Origin of the sequence: Halobacteroides halobius DSM 5150 (assembly GCF_000328625.1) — a bacterium.
Classification (GTDB): domain Bacteria; phylum Bacillota; class Halanaerobiia; order Halobacteroidales; family Halobacteroidaceae; genus Halobacteroides; species Halobacteroides halobius.
In genome coordinates this window covers 569,859-587,696 of the sequence record NC_019978.1, presented here as the reverse complement: position 1 = coordinate 587,696, position 17,838 = coordinate 569,859, and the positions used below count along the sequence as shown (strand labels likewise).

Annotated in this window: 21 protein-coding genes; 2 read left to right on the top strand and 19 right to left on the bottom strand. The window is 33.6% G+C overall.

Translation table 11 applies throughout. From position 1 onward, the window contains the following. Nucleotides 1-4: 4 nt before the first annotated feature. From HALHA_RS02955 to HALHA_RS02880, 17 genes are all read right to left on the bottom strand, one after another. The gene (locus HALHA_RS02955) at nucleotides 5-775 is read right to left on the bottom strand and encodes an outer membrane lipoprotein-sorting protein (protein WP_015326301.1); all 771 of its coding nucleotides are present in this window, start codon (nucleotides 773-775) and stop codon (nucleotides 5-7) included. 23 nt (nucleotides 776-798) lie between these two features. Beyond that, a complete protein-coding gene (locus HALHA_RS02950; protein ID WP_015326300.1) occupies nucleotides 799-3,090 on the bottom strand; it encodes an efflux RND transporter permease subunit in 2,292 nt (763 codons plus the stop codon). Nucleotides 3,091-3,245: 155 nt separating this feature from the next. Next, the gene (locus HALHA_RS02945) at nucleotides 3,246-4,193 is read right to left on the bottom strand and encodes an acyl-CoA dehydratase activase (protein ID WP_015326299.1); all 948 of its coding nucleotides are present in this window, start codon (nucleotides 4,191-4,193) and stop codon (nucleotides 3,246-3,248) included. Continuing rightward, the gene (locus HALHA_RS02940) at nucleotides 4,190-5,287 is read right to left on the bottom strand and encodes an acyl-CoA dehydratase activase-related protein (RefSeq protein ID WP_015326298.1); all 1,098 of its coding nucleotides are present in this window, start codon (nucleotides 5,285-5,287) and stop codon (nucleotides 4,190-4,192) included. The genes HALHA_RS02945 and HALHA_RS02940 overlap by 4 nt, the downstream gene beginning before the upstream one ends. A gap of 1 nt (nucleotide 5,288) precedes the next feature. After that, a complete protein-coding gene (locus HALHA_RS02935; protein WP_015326297.1) occupies nucleotides 5,289-6,206 on the bottom strand; it encodes an acyl-CoA dehydratase activase-related protein in 918 nt (305 codons plus the stop codon). 12 nt (nucleotides 6,207-6,218) lie between these two features. Next, a complete protein-coding gene (locus HALHA_RS02930) occupies nucleotides 6,219-7,676 on the bottom strand; it encodes a spore germination protein (protein ID WP_015326296.1) in 1,458 nt (485 codons plus the stop codon). A 2-nt stretch (nucleotides 7,677-7,678) separates the two neighbouring features. Further along, nucleotides 7,679-8,242 carry a stage V sporulation protein AE gene (locus HALHA_RS02925; protein ID WP_015326295.1) on the bottom strand — a complete coding sequence of 188 codons (564 nt, stop codon included), beginning with the start codon at nucleotides 8,240-8,242 and terminating at the stop codon, nucleotides 7,679-7,681. Nucleotides 8,243-8,287: 45 nt separating this feature from the next. Next, nucleotides 8,288-8,638: a stage V sporulation protein AE gene (spoVAE, locus tag HALHA_RS02920; protein ID WP_015326294.1), complete on the bottom strand. Its 351-nt coding sequence runs from the start codon at nucleotides 8,636-8,638 to the stop codon at nucleotides 8,288-8,290. Nucleotides 8,639-8,641: 3 nt separating this feature from the next. After that, nucleotides 8,642-9,745 (bottom strand): stage V sporulation protein AD, encoded by a 1,104-nt coding sequence (spoVAD, locus tag HALHA_RS02915; protein WP_015326293.1) that lies wholly within the window; start codon nucleotides 9,743-9,745, stop codon nucleotides 8,642-8,644. Nucleotides 9,746-9,788: 43 nt separating this feature from the next. Beyond that, on the bottom strand, nucleotides 9,789-10,238 hold the full coding sequence (spoVAC, locus tag HALHA_RS02910) for a stage V sporulation protein AC (RefSeq protein ID WP_015326292.1): 450 nt from the start codon (nucleotides 10,236-10,238) through the stop codon (nucleotides 9,789-9,791). 11 nt (nucleotides 10,239-10,249) lie between these two features. Then, nucleotides 10,250-10,684 (bottom strand): stage V sporulation protein AB, encoded by a 435-nt coding sequence (locus HALHA_RS02905; protein WP_041607634.1) that lies wholly within the window; start codon nucleotides 10,682-10,684, stop codon nucleotides 10,250-10,252. A gap of 26 nt (nucleotides 10,685-10,710) precedes the next feature. Next, nucleotides 10,711-11,355 carry a stage V sporulation protein AA gene (locus tag HALHA_RS02900; RefSeq protein WP_245547382.1) on the bottom strand — a complete coding sequence of 215 codons (645 nt, stop codon included), beginning with the start codon at nucleotides 11,353-11,355 and terminating at the stop codon, nucleotides 10,711-10,713. Further along, on the bottom strand, nucleotides 11,348-11,512 hold the full coding sequence (locus tag HALHA_RS13435; RefSeq protein WP_015326289.1) for a hypothetical protein: 165 nt from the start codon (nucleotides 11,510-11,512) through the stop codon (nucleotides 11,348-11,350). Before HALHA_RS13435 ends, HALHA_RS02900 begins: the two co-directional genes overlap by 8 nt. A gap of 91 nt (nucleotides 11,513-11,603) precedes the next feature. Continuing rightward, the gene (locus HALHA_RS02895) at nucleotides 11,604-12,368 is read right to left on the bottom strand and encodes a SigB/SigF/SigG family RNA polymerase sigma factor (RefSeq protein ID WP_015326288.1); all 765 of its coding nucleotides are present in this window, start codon (nucleotides 12,366-12,368) and stop codon (nucleotides 11,604-11,606) included. 10 nt (nucleotides 12,369-12,378) lie between these two features. Beyond that, nucleotides 12,379-12,807: an anti-sigma F factor gene (gene spoIIAB / locus HALHA_RS02890; RefSeq protein WP_015326287.1), complete on the bottom strand. Its 429-nt coding sequence runs from the start codon at nucleotides 12,805-12,807 to the stop codon at nucleotides 12,379-12,381. A 12-nt stretch (nucleotides 12,808-12,819) separates the two neighbouring features. Further along, the gene (locus tag HALHA_RS02885; RefSeq protein ID WP_015326286.1) at nucleotides 12,820-13,158 is read right to left on the bottom strand and encodes an STAS domain-containing protein; all 339 of its coding nucleotides are present in this window, start codon (nucleotides 13,156-13,158) and stop codon (nucleotides 12,820-12,822) included. 89 nt (nucleotides 13,159-13,247) lie between these two features. Beyond that, complete coding sequence (locus HALHA_RS02880; protein ID WP_015326285.1) at nucleotides 13,248-14,420, bottom strand: D-alanyl-D-alanine carboxypeptidase family protein; 1,173 nt, start codon at nucleotides 14,418-14,420, stop codon at nucleotides 13,248-13,250. A gap of 146 nt (nucleotides 14,421-14,566) precedes the next feature. Here HALHA_RS02880 and HALHA_RS02875 point away from each other — a divergent pair, with 146 nt between their 5' ends. Both HALHA_RS02875 and HALHA_RS02870 read left to right on the top strand, forming a co-directional pair. Then, nucleotides 14,567-15,028: a chemotaxis protein CheX gene (locus HALHA_RS02875; RefSeq protein ID WP_015326284.1), complete on the top strand. Its 462-nt coding sequence runs from the start codon at nucleotides 14,567-14,569 to the stop codon at nucleotides 15,026-15,028. Nucleotides 15,029-15,167: 139 nt separating this feature from the next. Further along, complete coding sequence (locus HALHA_RS02870; RefSeq protein ID WP_015326283.1) at nucleotides 15,168-15,719, top strand: hypothetical protein; 552 nt, start codon at nucleotides 15,168-15,170, stop codon at nucleotides 15,717-15,719. A gap of 27 nt (nucleotides 15,720-15,746) precedes the next feature. Here the strand turns inward: HALHA_RS02870 and HALHA_RS02865 are convergent, their stop codons facing one another. Both HALHA_RS02865 and HALHA_RS02860 read right to left on the bottom strand, forming a co-directional pair. Continuing rightward, nucleotides 15,747-16,571, bottom strand: a complete 825-nt coding sequence (locus tag HALHA_RS02865; RefSeq protein WP_015326282.1) for a purine-nucleoside phosphorylase — start codon at nucleotides 16,569-16,571, stop codon at nucleotides 15,747-15,749. Nucleotides 16,572-16,585: 14 nt separating this feature from the next. After that, nucleotides 16,586-17,764: a phosphopentomutase gene (locus tag HALHA_RS02860; RefSeq protein WP_015326281.1), complete on the bottom strand. Its 1,179-nt coding sequence runs from the start codon at nucleotides 17,762-17,764 to the stop codon at nucleotides 16,586-16,588. Nucleotides 17,765-17,838 lie beyond the last annotated feature (74 nt).

The following is a 17,838-nucleotide window of genomic DNA, read 5'->3' as shown; positions in this document are numbered from 1 at the left end:
TAACTTAATATCTTCGTAAATTACGAGTAGTAAACCGCCGGGGATTAATCTGTTGATCATAAGTAATCTCTTTTATATACAGTACTGTCTTTGTACCTTGCTGCTTATTCTTCATTGTCATCTGGTACGGTGTCCAGTAGCCGTCGATCTGTTTAATATTATCATTTGTCAATACCTTATATAACTTACCTTGAGCATCATAAAACTTAATCTTAGATGGAACCCAGTTGCTTTTTCTAACCCACATCTTACCGTACTTATACTCAATCTCTTCATCAGTGGGTACCAACTTTAGTAGATACTGACTGCTGTCTTTATTCAAAATTGTTGCCTCATAATCCTCTTTATAATTTCCGCCACCTAAAATCGATAAATCATTATAACTAAAGTCAGTACCAACAAAGCTTCCATTCTTCTGACTGCCGGCAATCTTGCGTACTCCACCTAAAGCCGGCATATAAAGATACATTTCTTCCTCTCCATTAGCCTTATCTTGAGATAAGAAGCCAGTTCCTTCTATACTTGCTGGAGCTAAGAATCTCATCATGGCTTTATCTTGGTTCTGCTCCTGTGTCCAGACCTTCATCTTCCGCTCTCGTTTACTACCTGAACTGCTGTATAGCTCCATTTTTAATGTAAGCTGTGCCGAATTAGCATCAATTGATTCTTTGATTTTATCCAGTACATCTTCTCCGGTTAAATCAGCCGCTCCAGTTAAACCACTCAATCCAACCAATAAACTTATCAGTACCAATAAACTGACTAATTTTTTCATCAGTATCACCTCTCTTTTATTTTTTACTCACTACTTACTACCTCTTCCCTTTCTTTTTCCAACAAGGGTCGAATATACTTATGGCGAAAACTAATTAAAGCCGGTAATAATACCATTGCTCCAGCAAAGGAGACTAACATCGTAATTGCCGTTAGCAATCCAAATGTTCTAAGTGGAGGGGTAGAAGAAAATAATAAAACTAAAAACCCAGCTGTTACAGCAGTAGCATTAAAGTAGTTGGCCCGGCCAATAGTATTAATTGCTACATCTAAAGCTTCTTCTAAACTTGCTCCTGCTTTTCTTTCTTCTAAATAGCGAGTATAAAAATGAATACTATAATCCACTCCTACTCCTACGGCAATGCTGGCAATCATACTGGTAGCTACATTTAAGGGTACCGAACTCCAGCCCATTAAACCAAAGTTAAATAAAACAGTGACTGCAATCGGAAAACTACAGGCAAATCCTTTAATTGGAGATTTCAATAATAGACTAGTAATAATGAAAGCACATAAAATAGAAGAAATTAAACTCTTAATCTGACTGCTGATAATCATATCCGTTAAGATATTAGTTAAAACTGGAATTCCTGTTAGCGTAATATCATACTTCTTTTCTCCAAACTTACTGTCAATTAACTTATTAACCTGACTAAGCATAGCTTCTTTCTGCTGACTATTTGCACTCTCAACCATTACTCTAACTCTAACTTCTTGATGATTAAAATCTACAAAATCACTTAAAATATCATCCCCAGAAGATAACATCATTAAATACTGGGCTATTCCCTGCTTAGGTAGAACCTCAAATTCATCTTTACCACCATGTAAAGCTTCATTTTCTTCCTCTAATAAATCCACTACCGACATAGAATTACTCAATAAATTTATCTTTTCTAATTCAGTCTGGAATTCCTTAACCTGCTGTAAAAACTTTGGATTTTCTATCCCGTTCTTTTTGCCGGTATCAATAATAATTTCCAAGGATTCGGAACCACCAAACTTAGTATTTACCAATTCATTAGCCTGCCTGATTTCACTACCCTGCTCAAAGAAAGTAATATAATTTGTTTCCGGTTTAATCCGGGGAATTACCCAGATAGATAGAATACAGATTATAACCACTATACCTACTATTATTTCAGGAGAGTTCTTAACAAAACTAGATATTTTAGTAAAGGCCTGATCTAAGAATTCTCTTTCTTCAGCGGCCCTTAAATTATCAGGCCGATCAATTAAATATAAAACAGCCGGTAAAAAAGTAGTCGAGATTAATAAAGCAGCAAATACTCCAAAAGCAGTAAACAAACCAAACTCTTTAATAATTGTTAAATCGGATAATCCCAGTGAGGAGAAACCAACCATGGTAGTTACTCCTGCCATAGCAATAGCTGCTCCCACATTAATAATACTCTCCGATACTGCTTTATTTTTAATCAATCCATTATCTAAATCCTCATAATAACGGGCCAAAAAGTGGATTGCATAAGCACTACCAACACTAACCAATAAAACAGGCAAAATAGTACTTACAATTGATAAGGCCTTTCCTAACCAAGCAATCAATCCCACCGTCCAGATAACACTAAAGAGGACAATAATTAACGGTAAAACTACCCCTCGTAAACTATGAAAACTGCTAAATAAAATTAACATTACCATTAGTGAAACAAAAGGAAGTAGTTTTTTTATATCCGCTCGCATATTATCAGCTAATTCCTTACTAAGAACTGGACTACCGGTTAAATAACTTTTTTTAGTTAGTTTAAACTGCTTTCTAAGTTGCTGAATTTTAGATACTACATAACCTTGATCTGCTTCCGGATTTAGTTGAGCTATAAGCGTTGCTGCCTTAAAATCTTCAGAAATTAAAGTTCCTAAATACCGCTCCTTAGTTTTAATTTTTTGAGCTAGTTTCTTGGCTTCTACCTGTAATTTAGGGATTTGTCTAATAAAATCACCTATTTCAATGGTAAACCCTTTACCTCTAATTTCTTCAATATTAGTGATGCTTCGAATCTTATTAACTCCTTTTATTTCTGACATCTGCTTAGTTAAAGAATCAATTGTTTTAAGCGAAGTCTGATCTAAAATATTCTTATCCTTTAACATTAAAATCACATATTCAGAACCGCCATACTTATTACTTACGCGATCAAAAGTCTCTACTGCTGGATCACCATCAGGAAACATATCCTTAATATCAGTATTGATGCTAATTTTAGTTGCCTGATAGCCAAAAACAGCAGTAATTAATAATATGACAATAATTATTGTTTTTGGATACTGCTTAACAAAGTTCTCTATAAACTTCACTTGTTTCCCCTCCTTCTTATAGAACTGACCGGTCAGTTCTATCTAGGTATATTATAGTTAATTAAGTACTAAATGTCAAACTAAATTAATTTGGAGAGGAAAAATTTCTCCTCTCCACTTTTGTGATCACTGATTGCTGACAATTGATAACTAAATTAAACTGCCTCCCACTTAGGACATTTAGATCCCCAACGAGCTATTACTTCATCATTTTTATGGATATTGATGATCTCACAATGGTTAGGACAACCATCACATTCAAAACTAGATGCATGATAGTCAAAATCAGACGTATCAAACCCTTTAAATTCTGTTTGACCATCTTTAACAGCCTCTTGGGCCAAGAGTGCAGAACCAATAGCTCCCATAACATCATGACAATCAGGTACAGTTACTTCCATACCCAATTCCTCTTCAAAAGCTGCTTTAATTCCTTTATTAGCAGCTACTCCTCCTTGAAAGACTACAGGACCTAATATTTCTTTTCCTTGACCGACATTATTTAAATAATTGCGAACCATTGCTTTAGATAATCCAGCTATAATATCTTCTAACCTATGACCTAACTGTTGCTTGTGAATCATATCAGACTCTGCAAATACAGAACACCGCCCCGCAATTCTAACTGGACTCTCAGCTTCAAGGGCTAAAGCGCCAAATTCTTCAATAGGAATATTTAAGCGACTAGCCTGCTGGTCTAAAAATGAACCTGTCCCTGCCGCACAGACTGTATTCATTGCAAAATCTACTACAACTCCATCTCTTAAAATAGTTAACTTAGAATCTTGGCCCCCAATTTCTAGTATTGTTTGCACACCTGGTACTACATTAGAGGCTGCTACTGCATGAGCTGTAATCTCATTTTTTATTACATCTGCTCCCACAATCACCCCAGCTAGATTTCTAGCACTACCTGTAGTTCCTACACCTTTGATCTCCATATTTATTTTATCTTTAATTGTTGAAAGTCCTTCTTGAATAGCATTAATAGGTTGTCCATTAGTCCTTAAGTATAATTTATCAACTAAATTCTGCCCTTCATCTATAATTGCTATATTGGTACTTACTGACCCTACATCGATTCCTAAATAACCTTGTTTCATACTACTTCCTCCTTTTTATCTTGACCACGTGCCAATAGATCAACAAAAGCCTCCATTCTAGTAATAAAACCTGCCTCTCCTGTTTGCTCATCAACACTTAAAGATAATACGGGAATATCTAAATCATTGCTTATAGTTGGTAAAATACTATTTGCTATAATTTCAGGCATACAAGTAAAAGGAGCTAAATGTACTACGCCATCATAACCTTCTTTAGCATATAAAACTGTTTCTCCTACTGATTCTAGACCATGTCCACCTACAAAATGGTTAAGATAGGGCTTAGCTGCTTCTTCTATCTTCTTATGTCTAGCTTTTTCTTTAAAGAATCCTAAATATAAGTTTTCTCTAATCCAATCTGTTAAATAGATAGCACGATCTACTACAACCCCCATCTCACCTAATTTCTCTTCTAACTCAAAATTAGTAAAGGGCTCTAAAACTACATATATCTCTCCTACCATACCTACCTTTAAGGGGGTGAAATTTTTTCGCTTTTCTAAACTATTAATTCTATTTTCTGTTTCTTCTACTAATACATTAGTCTCAGCTATTGAAGTAGCTTGATCTATTAACTCTAATCCTTCTTTATAGACCCTTGTTCCTTCCTTCCGATTAACTAGATAAGGTCTAATCTGATTAATTAATTGACTTAAATGATCTACTCCAGTAGCCTTGGCCCATCCTTTTCGCCAAGCACCAATCAAATTCCACCATGATATATTACCTAATAATAATTTTAAACTATTATAAAATTGTTGCCAACTCACCTGGATAGGTTCTAATACTATCATTTCAAAATCATAACCTAAATCATTTAATATTTTCTTCTGTACTTCTCCATAATAACCAAACCTACACGGGCCAACTCCACCCCCCATTACAATAGTATCTGCCCCTGCTTCTATTGCTTCGATAAAATTACCAATATTAATCTTTAGAGGTAAGCAAGCAAATTCTGGAGAATGTTTAACTCCTAAGTCTAAAGTACGTTGTGTAATTGGTGGAGGAGGAACTACATCTAATCCTAACTCCTCAAATAAAGTCTTAACTGCAATATCCATAGTTCCCATATGCGGAAAAGTAACCTTCATTTTATACCCCCTCCCACTGAATCATATCTATAAATGCTTCTAATCTGGTAATCAAACCAGCTTCCCCAGTATGCTCATCTAAGTTTAACGACATAAATGGTTGGTTACTCCTTGTTTTAGCTTCTCTCTCTATCATTTCTCCTACTAATGAATCAGGGCCACATCCAAAAGCAGTCAATTGAATAATTCCATCAATCTCTTCTCTATTAAAGAAATAATGAGCAGCCCCTAGCATTTTTTTGCTAAGAGTCCAAAACATATCCTTAGATAGATATGTTAATCCCTCCTCAATTGCTGTATCAGAGAGCATATCAGCAGTAATAACTCCAATCCCCATCTCTTCTAAATGCTCTACTAAATCCATACTAACATGAGAATCATGAATAATATATTCATGGCCTAATAAAGCAACTTGATAGTCAGCTTGATTAGTTTTGGCCTTTAATTGTTGGTAATGCTCCTTTAGTGCTCTCCAGCTCTTCCAGGTAGCTTTTATAGTTTGCCAGTAATCAGTATCTAATTCCTCTCCTAACTTTAAAGCAACTTTAATTAAATTAAATTTATTACTTCTTAAATCAACAGTAGTATCTAATATAGGTGGTAGATTATCTACGTTATATCTAACCATATCTGGTAATCCCATAAACTTAGGACATAAATACTCTTTAGAATCAACACTTACTACTCTAGGTACGAATATATAATCAGATTTTTCTTTAAGATATTCAACATGACCTAAAAACAACTTAACTGGTAAGCAAGCTTCATCAGTAGCTAATCTAACTCCGGCATCAACAATCTCTTTAGTTGATTGATTAGATTCTACTACCTTACAATCTAATTCTTTAAAAAATGTCCTCCAAGCTGGATAGTATCTATGGTACAATAAAGCTTGGGGTATTCCTATCCTCGGTTTCATAGTATTCACCCCTTATTTCCTAGTTTCATCATCATCACTAAACTTTGGTCTTCTGTCACTTAATTTCAATATCGGTTGACGGAATAGATAAGTCTTTAAAGCATTCCAATTGAAAGGAATTAGTGGCCATAAATAAGGTACTCCAAAAGATTTAGTAAAGGCCATCAATAAAAATAGTATCGCTAATCCTATTAATAAACCTGGAATTCTAAAGTAAATAGCTAGTAAAAGTAACGCAAACCTAAATACTTTAAAAGCCATAGCCAACTCAAATCCAGGAATAGCAAAATTACCAATAGCTCCAATTGCCATATAAAGAATTGTTTCTGGACTAAATAATCCTACTTTAACAGAAAACTGACCAAGCATTAAAGCTCCAATTAAACCTAATGAAGTTGCCAGTGAACTAGGCACTTGCACCGAAGCTACCTGAATCAGATCTATACCTAAACTAGCTAACAGAAATTGAACCCCAATAGGCACCTTGCCAGGTTGTTTAATTCCAATAAACTCTAAACCTGGAGGTAACCATTCAGGACTATAAGCAAAGATCAACCATAAAGGAGGTATTACTAAAGAAAGAAAGACACTTACAAACTTAATCATTTTTAAATAACTTCCGGCAAGAAAAGAATGACGGTAGTCTTCTATAGCTTGGGTTTGATCAAAAAAAGTAGCTGGTAATATTAGCACTGTTGGAGAACCATCAACTATTACACACACCTTACCTTCAAGAAGTTGAGCACTAGCTATATCAGGACGATTAGTATATCTAACTTTAGGCAAAGGATTAAAAGAGGTACCTGTTAAAAAATCCTGGATAGTTCTATCTGCTAGAGGTAATGCATCTACCTCTATATCCTCTAATTTTTGCTTTACCTTCTTTACTAAACTAGGTTCAGCAATATCTTCAATATAGGTGACTGCAATATCTGTCTTGCCTCTATTTCCGACACGTAATGCCTCCACTCTTAACTTAGGGTCTCTGATTCTTCTTCTAATCCGCTTCACATTAAATAGCATTGTTTCAATAAACCCATCTTCTGGACCACGAGTAGATTTTTCTAACTCTGGCTCAGAAAGACCACGAGACATCCAAGTTCGAGCATCAATAATAATAGCTTGCTCTACACCATCAATAAATAAGGCTTGGGGGCCAGCTAATACTTGATCCATTACACCTTCTATAGTATCAGCTGTTGCTACCTCTAAAACAGGTATTCTATCTTCAATCAATTTTTTTACTATATCAACACTTAGATCCTCACGTTTAAGATCCATTAAATACTCTAAAACGCGACCCATTAATTTACTCTTTTGAAATCCATCCACAAAGACTATACTTGCATTCTTTCCTGCAATCTTAAAATCACGATTGACAAAATCAAAGGTCTTTGGCCCGTCAATCTGGTCTTTAATAACCTGTAAATTTTCGGCTAAATCCTTACTAATCTTGGTCTTTTGTTTCATCTTTACCTTCCACTCCTCTTAAGAATCTCTTCCAATGCCTTATAAGTAATAGATCCTTGAGCATCTTTCCCTTTCATTTTACCTATATCCCCTATCCCTATTACCCCCACTACTATTGATTTATCAAATCCATTAATTACATCTACTGTATCTCCCTCTAAAATCTTATGATTTTTAGCTTCTGCAGTACCTTCTTTATCTACTGGTCCTGTTACAATTTCTCCTTGATTAGTAATCGAAAAATCAGGGTCAATCCCTACTACATCTTCTGTATCAGAAGCTACTGCCAATACTCCTAGCACCTTAACTTCCGAACTTGAACCAACTACCTCTAAAGCCTTTTCTCCAGATCCACAATCACGTGAGCCATTATCATCAAACATAACTACTACAGGATCAGTTGGACATTCAGCAATCATCTCTAATAATTGTTGCCCAGAATAGGGAGTTGGGTTACCACCTGATTTAGAAATAACCCTCAAATCTAACTGGTCACTTACCTTTTCAATAACCTCTTTAGCTGTCTTATCACCATCAGTTACTAATATGACCTTTTTTTTATTCATTGTTTCCCTCCCTTATTGTACCAAATAAAAAACAATAATATACACTTATTCCTTAGGCTTAAAGATAGCTGCCATTAAAAATCCAATGATTATTGCTGCACTAACACCTGCACTTGCTACTTCTAAAACACCAGTAAACAATCCCAAAAAACCTTTTCTTTTTATTTCTAATAATACTCCTTTAGTTAATATGAACCCAAAATTCATAACTGGAACTGTAACCCCTGCACCAGCTAGATCAATTAAAGGTTGGGCCAAACCCACCCCCATCAACAGAGATCCAATTACAACCATTATTACCAATAAATGAGCAGGGGTATAGGAGGTATAATCTAAAAATAATTGTCCTAACCCACAGATTAGCCCTCCCACTAAAAAGGCCATTAAATATACCATCACCTATCCCTCATTTCCTGATAAATTCTCTATTTTAACTGTCTCTATTTTAGTAGCTAAATTATCCTTTGCTTTTTTTCTTCCTATTCCCTTTACTAAATGACCTGTAGCAGTTAAAGTTATAGCATGAGCAATACAAGGAATCGTTTCCCCTTGCAAAGGAGTCACTGAATTAAGCAAAGCTCCTGTTCCTAAAACTAATATCCTATCTAAATTTCTATACATCAGTTGAGGTAATAAATAAGAACTTACTACTATAGCTGAAGAACCACAACCACTTCCTCCAGCCCCTACTTTTTGACTAGAGTTATAAAGCATTACTCCACAGTCAGCAAAGTTTTGTTCTACATTACATCCCTTTTCAGATAGTAATTCCATCACCAATGATTTACCAACCTTCCCTAAATCACCAGTTACTATTAGATCATAATCACTTGGGGATCTTCCTACATCATTTAAGTGTTGTAAAATAGTATCAGAAGCAGCTGGGGCCATAGCTGATCCCATATCTTGAGGATCACTAACTCCTAAATCAACTATTTTTCCAAAAGTAGCTTCAGAGATTTGTACTCCCCCCTGTTTATCACTTAAAACAGTTGCTCCAGCACCAGTTACTGTTCTCTGTTTATAAGGCGGATATTTATCCCCATATTCATTAGGGGTTCTAAATTGTCTTTCAGTAGCTTGATAATGACTAGACGTATAAGTTAATACCTTATTAGCAGCTCCCCCATCAATCATCATTGCTCCTAGTGCCATAGCTTCAATCATAGTAGAACATGCACCATATAAACCTATAAAAGGAACTGGAAATTTTCGTGCTGAAAAATTAGATGCTATAGCTTGGTCTAATAAATCACCAGCTAATAAATAATCAAGATCACTTTTAGACAGACTTGCCTTGTATAATGTCTTATCCATAACATCTTTAGTCATCTTAATTTGAGCTTGTTCCCAAGTTGGTTGTTTATTATATCCATCAGAAATAACCTCATCAAAGTACTCTCCTAATGGCCCTTGATTTTCCTTATTTCCTACAATGGAAGCTGAAGAAATAATCTGTGGAGGGTTATCAAATTTTATTGTTTGATTACCTTGCTTTTGCAATCACTATTCACTCCCTAAATTGAGTTTATAACACTATTATTTATTAATAACTCAATAATATCTTTATTATTCCTATTATTATTGCTGATAACATTCCATAGGTTAATACTGGACCAGCTACAGAATATATATTAGGACCTAACCCCAATATATAGCCCTCTTGTTTATGTTCCATTGCTGGAGCAACAATTGCATTAGAAAAACCAGTGATTGGTACAATAGTTCCAGCACCAGCAAACTGAGCTATTTCATCATAAACACCTAAACCTGTTAATAAACCTCCAACAAAAATCAAAATTATTGCGTTTAAAGCACTAGCATCTGAGATAGAAAAGCCTACTCCTTGCAACAATTCAATAATTAACTGTCCTATTAAACAAATTGTTCCTCCGGTAATATAAGCTGTAAAAAAATTCTTAATCTTAGAATCAGCAGGACGATTTTTACTTATTAATCTTTGATACTCATCTGGTGTTTTATCTATTTGCCCCATTTTAGTCCCCCTTAAATCCATATTTGTGGTAGTAGCCAATAAATTAAAGAACCAATTGTTTTTCCTAAAATAATAATCACTAATAAAATCTTCATCTCTTCTTCCATTTTTAATCTTCTACTTAAAACAGGAAGTACTTTTAAGACCTCAGTTAAAGCTCCGGCTAATAAACCAATAAATATTCCAAAAACCAAACCACAAACTATGACCAATATATAATTTAAAAAATAAAATTGTGGCAAGCGCACATCATATAATTGAAGATTAATTGCTATAAAGACTCCTAGTATAATTAACCATTGATAGATTATTATTTGCTCCCTACAACCATCACTGAATCTAATTACCCGCGGGATAACATCTAAAACCAATAAAAAAGCTATTAAAGCTGTTCCAACTACAATTCCTTCTCCTAATCCAATTAGAATTAAAAGTAAGCCCTTCATACTAATCACCCAACTTCCTTTTTAGACTAATCCTCCTTCTCCTTTTTAGCTTTTTGGGCTTTTTGATGTAAAGAAAAACGATTAACTTTATCTTCATATAAATACATTTCTACATCCAAAGGATTAGGATCATCATCTAGCTTATAATTAAAAAAGTTATTAAAGAAAATAAACATTCCACAAGCTACCCCAATTGAATAAGGGATCTGTAATAGTAATGGATTCCTTTTCTTTTCTCCCATAATCAATTGATATATCTGTTGGTGCACCTTACTCATATCAACATCAGCATGAAAATTCATAATCGCCATCCCAGAACCTAAAAATAACAATATCCCTACTAACACAATATATAACTTCGGTTGACTAGAAGAATTTTCATTTTTAATATTTTCTTTAATATCTATAACTACGTCTGCTTCCCCTAAATGATTTATTTTAGCCTCTGGAAACTTTCTTTTAATTGCTTGAATAATTTCCAAAGCAGTAATAATCATTGATTGTCCAGTATCTTTATTTACTTTCTTTACTTTAATTTCTTCTATTTGTTGTTGAATATCATCATCTGCTACAACATCAGCTAAATGTCTTAATAATAATTGTTGCTTTGGTTTGGCTATCACTTCTCTCTTAACTTTTAAGAATAAATCTTTTTTTATTTTATTAGTCACTTTTATCACATCTTAGCTCAACTTTAGAAGGGGAGAATACTTTCTTAGCTCTAGAAGAGATTTCATCTTCTTTAAAGAAAACATCATTCTTAACTAACCAAACACTTAATACTATTAATCCTATTGCAACTACAAGAATAATATTTTTTACTTTCATTAGATAATCCCCTTTCTTTTAGCTCTTTTAAAGCTATTATGTGTAAAAATAATCCCTTTAATACAAAAAGCACAGGTACAATACCTGTGCTCTACTCTAATTTGTTACGAATTAAATTTAATATTTTATTTTCTAATCTTGAAACATGAGCCTGTGACACTCCAATCAATTTGGCTACTTTAGTTTGGGACTTATCAGCAAAGTAACGTAACTTAATTATTCTTTGCGATCTTTGGTCTAATTCTTCTATAATTTGTTTTAAAACTAAATGATTTAAAGAAATATCATACTGCTCATCTAATCTTCCTAGTTGATCAATTAATTCCAAACCATTATCTTGGCTTTTATTAACTCTATTATAAATTGAAGTAGGATTTTGAACTGCTTCTAAAGCATTAACTATCTCTTCTCGAGATAAATTTACCCTTTCACTTAGCTCTTGAATAGTCGGTTCTCTATTAAGTTCTTTAGTTAACTTCTCTTTTATCTTTCTTATCTTTTGAGCTTTTTCCTTTAGACTTCTACTTACCTTAACGGGATGATCATCCCGTAAAAACATTTTAATCTCACCAAGAATTAATGGTACAGCATAAGTTGAAAATTTAACTTCACGTTCTATATCAAATCTTTCTATAGCCTTGATTAACCCAATAGTACCTACTTGAAAAACATCCTCTAAAGAATACTGACTATTTTTAAATCGATGGGCCATCTTTAAAACTAGCCGTAGATTACACCTGATTAATTTATCCTTAGCTTCTCCATCTCCAGCTTTAGTCTTAATTAATAGATTTTTTATTTTAGCTGGAGATAAAGTATCAGCTTTTTCAATTATTGAATGTGGTATTCCTTCCATTATCATCCACCTAATTAACCTGCTGTTGTTCTCGAGTAGGAATCTTAATCATTCTTAGCTGAGTTCCTTGGTCTACTTCTGATTCAATCTCAAATTGATCCATAAAAGAATCTATAAATGTTAATCCTAATCCCATTCTACCTTCAGTAGTATAAGAAGGTTGTAAAGCCGTGTCTATATCTTCAATCCCACTACCTTGATCTATTATAATTACTTCTAATTGGCCCCCATACACCCTCATTTTAATCTTTACTTGGCCTTCCTCTTCACCATAACCATGAATGATAGAATTAGAAACTGCTTCTGAAATAGCTACTTTGAGCTCCTCTAGTTCCGATATGGTAAAATCTAATTGAGAAGCAAAAGAAGCTACTGTCACTCTAGCTAATCCGATATTATCAGATACCCCATCAATCACCAATTCAGCTTTATTTTCCATTCTTCTACCTCCTTAAATATTATCTAGTGCTTCTTTTTGAGATGAATAAATATCTATTATACGAAGAATTCCTGATACCTCAAAAATTCGTTTTACTTGCGGTGTGACATTAGTTACTATTAATTTCCCATTCATTTTATCTAGTTTTTTATACTTGCTTAAAATAGCTCCTAAACCTGAACTATCAATAAATTCAACCCCTCCTAAGTCTAATATTATTCTTGTATTTCCAGCAGCTATTTTATTCCCTACTCTTTTTTTAAACTTTTCTGCTGTATGTAAATCAAATTCTCCATCTAAAGTAATGACTAAAGCCTTATCTAGCTTTTGAAAAGATAATTTCAACTCCATCACTCCTCCCTCTTCTAAACTATATTTTCAACATAAGTAATTTTTTTCCTTCCTATTCATAAAAAAAGATATCCCTCGAGGGATATCTTTTAAAACATCGTGCCAATAAACCTTTTTAACAGTTGAACCGTTATTTTAAATATATTTGCTTTTTCAACTCCTTCTTGTGCTACTAAATCTACCCTTTCTAATACTTGGTCTCCTTGTAAAATTACAATTTCTCCTACTTTATCCCCCTTTTTTATTGGGGCCACTATCTCCTTATTAACTCTAATCTGCTTAGTAAGATTTTCTCCTTCACCTTTTTTAATTATAACATTTACATCTTCTTTAGCTTCTATAGCTATGTTCTGTTTTTGGCCTTTAAATACATTGACTTGCTCAATCTTTTCCCCTTTTTTAGCAATTAAAAGTGACTTATGAATACTAAACGCATAAGATAATAATTTCTTTGCCTCAGCAAACCTAACTTTAGAATTAGGTGCCTTCATTACTACAGCAATAAAACGCATTCCTTCTTTTTGAGCTGTAGCAGACAAACAAAAGCCAGCCTCACTAGTATAACCAGTCTTTAAACCATCAGCTCCATTATAGAATCTAACTAAATTATTTGTGTTTCGCAAAAACGATTCTCCATCGCGTAAATGATCAATCCAAGTAGAAGTATACTTTAAAACTTGTGGGTATTGCAACAAAGCGCGTGACATCAATGCCACATCATAGGCTGTAGTATAATTCCCTTTACTTTCAGAATCTTCTATAGGTAATCCATTAGTATTATAAAAGTAAGTATTCTTCATCCCCAATTCTTTAGCTTTTTTATTCATTGCCTCTACAAATTTTTCTTCTGTACCATATAAATGCTCAGCTATTGCCACACATGCATCATTAGCTGAAACAATTGCTACTGCCTTTAATAGTTGCTCTAAAGTCATTTTTTCACCAGGTTCTAACCAAATTTGAGAGCCACCCATTTTTGAAGCATGTTCACTAGCTGTAATTTCATCAGTTAAACTAACTTCTCCTTCATCTAAAGCCTCCATAGTTAATAACATAGTCATTATTTTTGTAATACTAGCTGGAGGCAATTTCTCATTTGCATTCTTACTATAGATTATTTCACCGGATTGAGCATCCATTAAAACAGCTGACTTAGATTCAAGGTCAAACCCAGAATTTTTTTGAGCCACAGAAGGCATTAGCGAGGAAAATAAAATAATTAAAACCAGACCCATAATCATAATTATCCTAGAGTTTTTCATTTGATTCACCTCAGCTTCTAACTAATATTTATTTAATCTATTAAAAAGATATGATAAAAATATAATTATATTTTTATCATATACAGGATTTTAAATATAATTGCTGAAATACTTTAATTAAAGAAATAATAAGGAGGATACATCTAATGAAAAAAGAATATATTAATCCTATCTTAAAGAGTACTAAAAGTGTTTTAGAGAATATGATACAACTTAACCCTACAGAAGGAGAGAGAAAGACGGAAAGCAAACACTTTACTGCTCAAGGAATTAATGCTTCTATTGGCGTAACAGGTAGTCTAGAAGGATTTATTTATTTTAGTATGGAGGAAGATACTGCTTTAAATATTGTTACTAAGATGTCTGGCATGGAAATAAATGAATTTGATGATTTAAGTCGATCTGCAATTGGGGAGCTAGCCAATATTATTACGGGAAATTCAACAACTAAATTATCAGATCTGGGCTACCAGTGTGATATAACCCCTCCTTCAATTGCTATAGGAGATAATATGGAAATATCTCCAGCTAAGGGCGAATCTTTAATTATTCCTTTACATACTAAAATTGGGGATATAAAAATCAACATATCATTAAAATCAAGTTAATAAAAACAGAGGGATTTCCTTTCCCTCTGTTTTTATTGTTTAAATTCACCCTTAGTATGCTATTAACTACCATTGCATCTTTAGCTTAAAATTATATAATTAAAATATCTTCGTTTACTTTTAAGAAAGGAGTATTTTTATGAAGAATTTCCTTAAAACTTTTACTACCTTAGCAATCACTGGATTATTGATGGATACAGGAATTAAAGCATTTACACAACCTAAAGTAGTAAAAACTAATTCTAAACAATTTAACATTGCACTGTTAGGAGAAATAAATGATTTGAAATTTCCTAATTTAAATATTACAGAACAGAGTCTTTCTAAATTAAAAGAGTCTAACCCTAAAAATTATACAGCACTTTGGATTAATAAATCTAGAAAAGATATACTAAATTCATCTACAGGACTATCTATCATCAAAGACTATTTAAATAATAAAAAAGTCGTGATGTTTATTAATAATTCTTTATTAACTATGTTAAAATCAGATCAAGAAAAACCAATAACTAATAAAAGTAACCAAATCTATAAAATAGGTTATTATTTATGGCAGGATAATGAATCTAATTTTAAATTAGGTAGCATTAAAATAGATAAGAAGGCTAACTTAAACGAGGTATATGAAACATTACTTCAAAAAACTATTCAGTATTCTAATAATACTAAATTTAGACACAAAAATAAATAAAACGAAGGGCCTTGGCCCTTCGTTTTGTTATAATTCTTTAATTATTCCTCGGACTAAATTAATAAACTTAGGTTTAACTCGTTGAGTAGTTTCAATTACTTCATCATGGGATAATGGTTCTGGTAAAATACCCGCTGCCATATTAGTAATACAGGAAATTCCTAATACTTTCATACCTAAGTGATTAGCAGCAATAACTTCTGGTACAGTAGACATCCCTACTGCATCACCACCAAGCTTATTAATCATCCTTACTTCAGCTGGGGTTTCATATGTTGGGCCTGTCATACCTACATAAACCCCTTTTCTTAATCCCAAACCTTGTTCATCAGCTACTTTTTCAGCTAATTCAATTAATTCTTGATTATAAGCCTCTGACATATCAGGAAATCTCGGGCCAAGCTCCGCTTCGTTAGGGCCAACCAACGGATTTGTCCCCATAAAATTAATATGGTCATTGATCAACATTAAATCTCCTACATTAAAATTCCTATTTGCCCCTCCAGCAGAATTAGTCACCACTAATTTATTTGGCCCTAATAGATTCATTACCTGGACTGGAAAACCTATTAAAGACATGTCATATCCTTCATAGTAATGAAATCTTCCTTGCATAGCAACTACTTCTATACCTTCTAAAGTTCCTAATACTAACTGCCCAGCATGTCCTTCTACTGTGGAAACAGGAAAATTAGGAATTTCATCATAAGTAATCTCAACTTTATCTTCAATTTCGCCAGCTAAAACTCCTAACCCTGAACCTAGAATTAATGCTACTTTAGGTTTAATATCTATTTCTTCCTTAATATAGTCTGCGCTCTCCTGTAACTGCTTAATTAATTCTTGTGACATAATTTTCTCCCCCTCTACTCAAAAATTTCTTGTTTGAAACTTGTTCCATATCCTGTTTCTTCTACTTTAAAGATACTAGTAATAGTTGCTGCTAAATCACTAAAACTTTCTCTAATTCCTAAATCTACCCCGGCTTGTACATTTGCTCCATACACTAATAAAGGAACATATTCTCTAGTGTGGTCCGTTCCTTTATAAGTTGGGTCACAACCATGGTCAGCAGTAATAATCAATAAATCGTCTGCTTCTAATTGTTCAATAATTTCTGGTAGTCGATCATCAAAATTCTTTAATGCTTTAGCATAACCTTCTGGATCTCTACGATGTCCATACTTTTGATCAAAATCTACTAGATTAGTAAAGATCAATCCAGAGTTATCTTCTTTTAAATAATCAATTGTCTTATCTACCCCATCCATATTATTATCAGTATGAAGATCAGAAGTAATACCTTGACCTGAAAAGATATTTTTAATCTTTCCTACAGCCATGACTTCTTGACCTGCATCCTTTAAATGATCTAGCATAGTCTTTTTAGGCGGCTTCAAAGAAAAATCTTTTCTTCTTGCTGTTCTAGTAAAATCACCAAGTTCTCCTACAAATGGACGTGCGATTACTCTTGCCACTGCATGTTCTCCAGTTAACATCTTTCTTGCTTTCCGACACATTTTATATAGTTCTTCAACTGGTATTATTTCTTCGTGGGCAGCAATCTGGAATACACTATCAGCAGATGTATAAACTATTGGTTTCCCAGTTTCAAAATGTTCTTCACCTAACTCTTCAATAATTACAGTCCCTGAAGCAGGTTTATTACCTAAACTTCCTTTACCAATTGCCTCATGAAATTTATCCATTATCTCATCTGGAAACCCATTAGGATAAGTTGGAAAAGGATTTTGAGAGACTAAACCAGCTAACTCCCAATGGCCAGTTGTAGTATCTTTTCCATTAGACTGCTCTGCCATCTTTCCAATAGCCCCTTTGGGCTTATCTACTTTACTTAGACCTTCAACTTCTACAATATTACCTAGGCCTAGTTTTTCTAAATTTGGTAAATCTAATCCTCCAACTTCCTTAGCTAAATGAGGCAAAGTAGCTGCTCCTTCAGATTCAAATTCTTTAGCATCTGGTAAAGCACCAATGCCTACGCTATCTAATACAATTATAGTTGCTCTGTTGATTGAGTTCATAAAATCCCTCCTAGTTATTGTCAGACATCAGACGACTCTAATTTCATTATTCTAGATTCAATCCAAATCTCCTT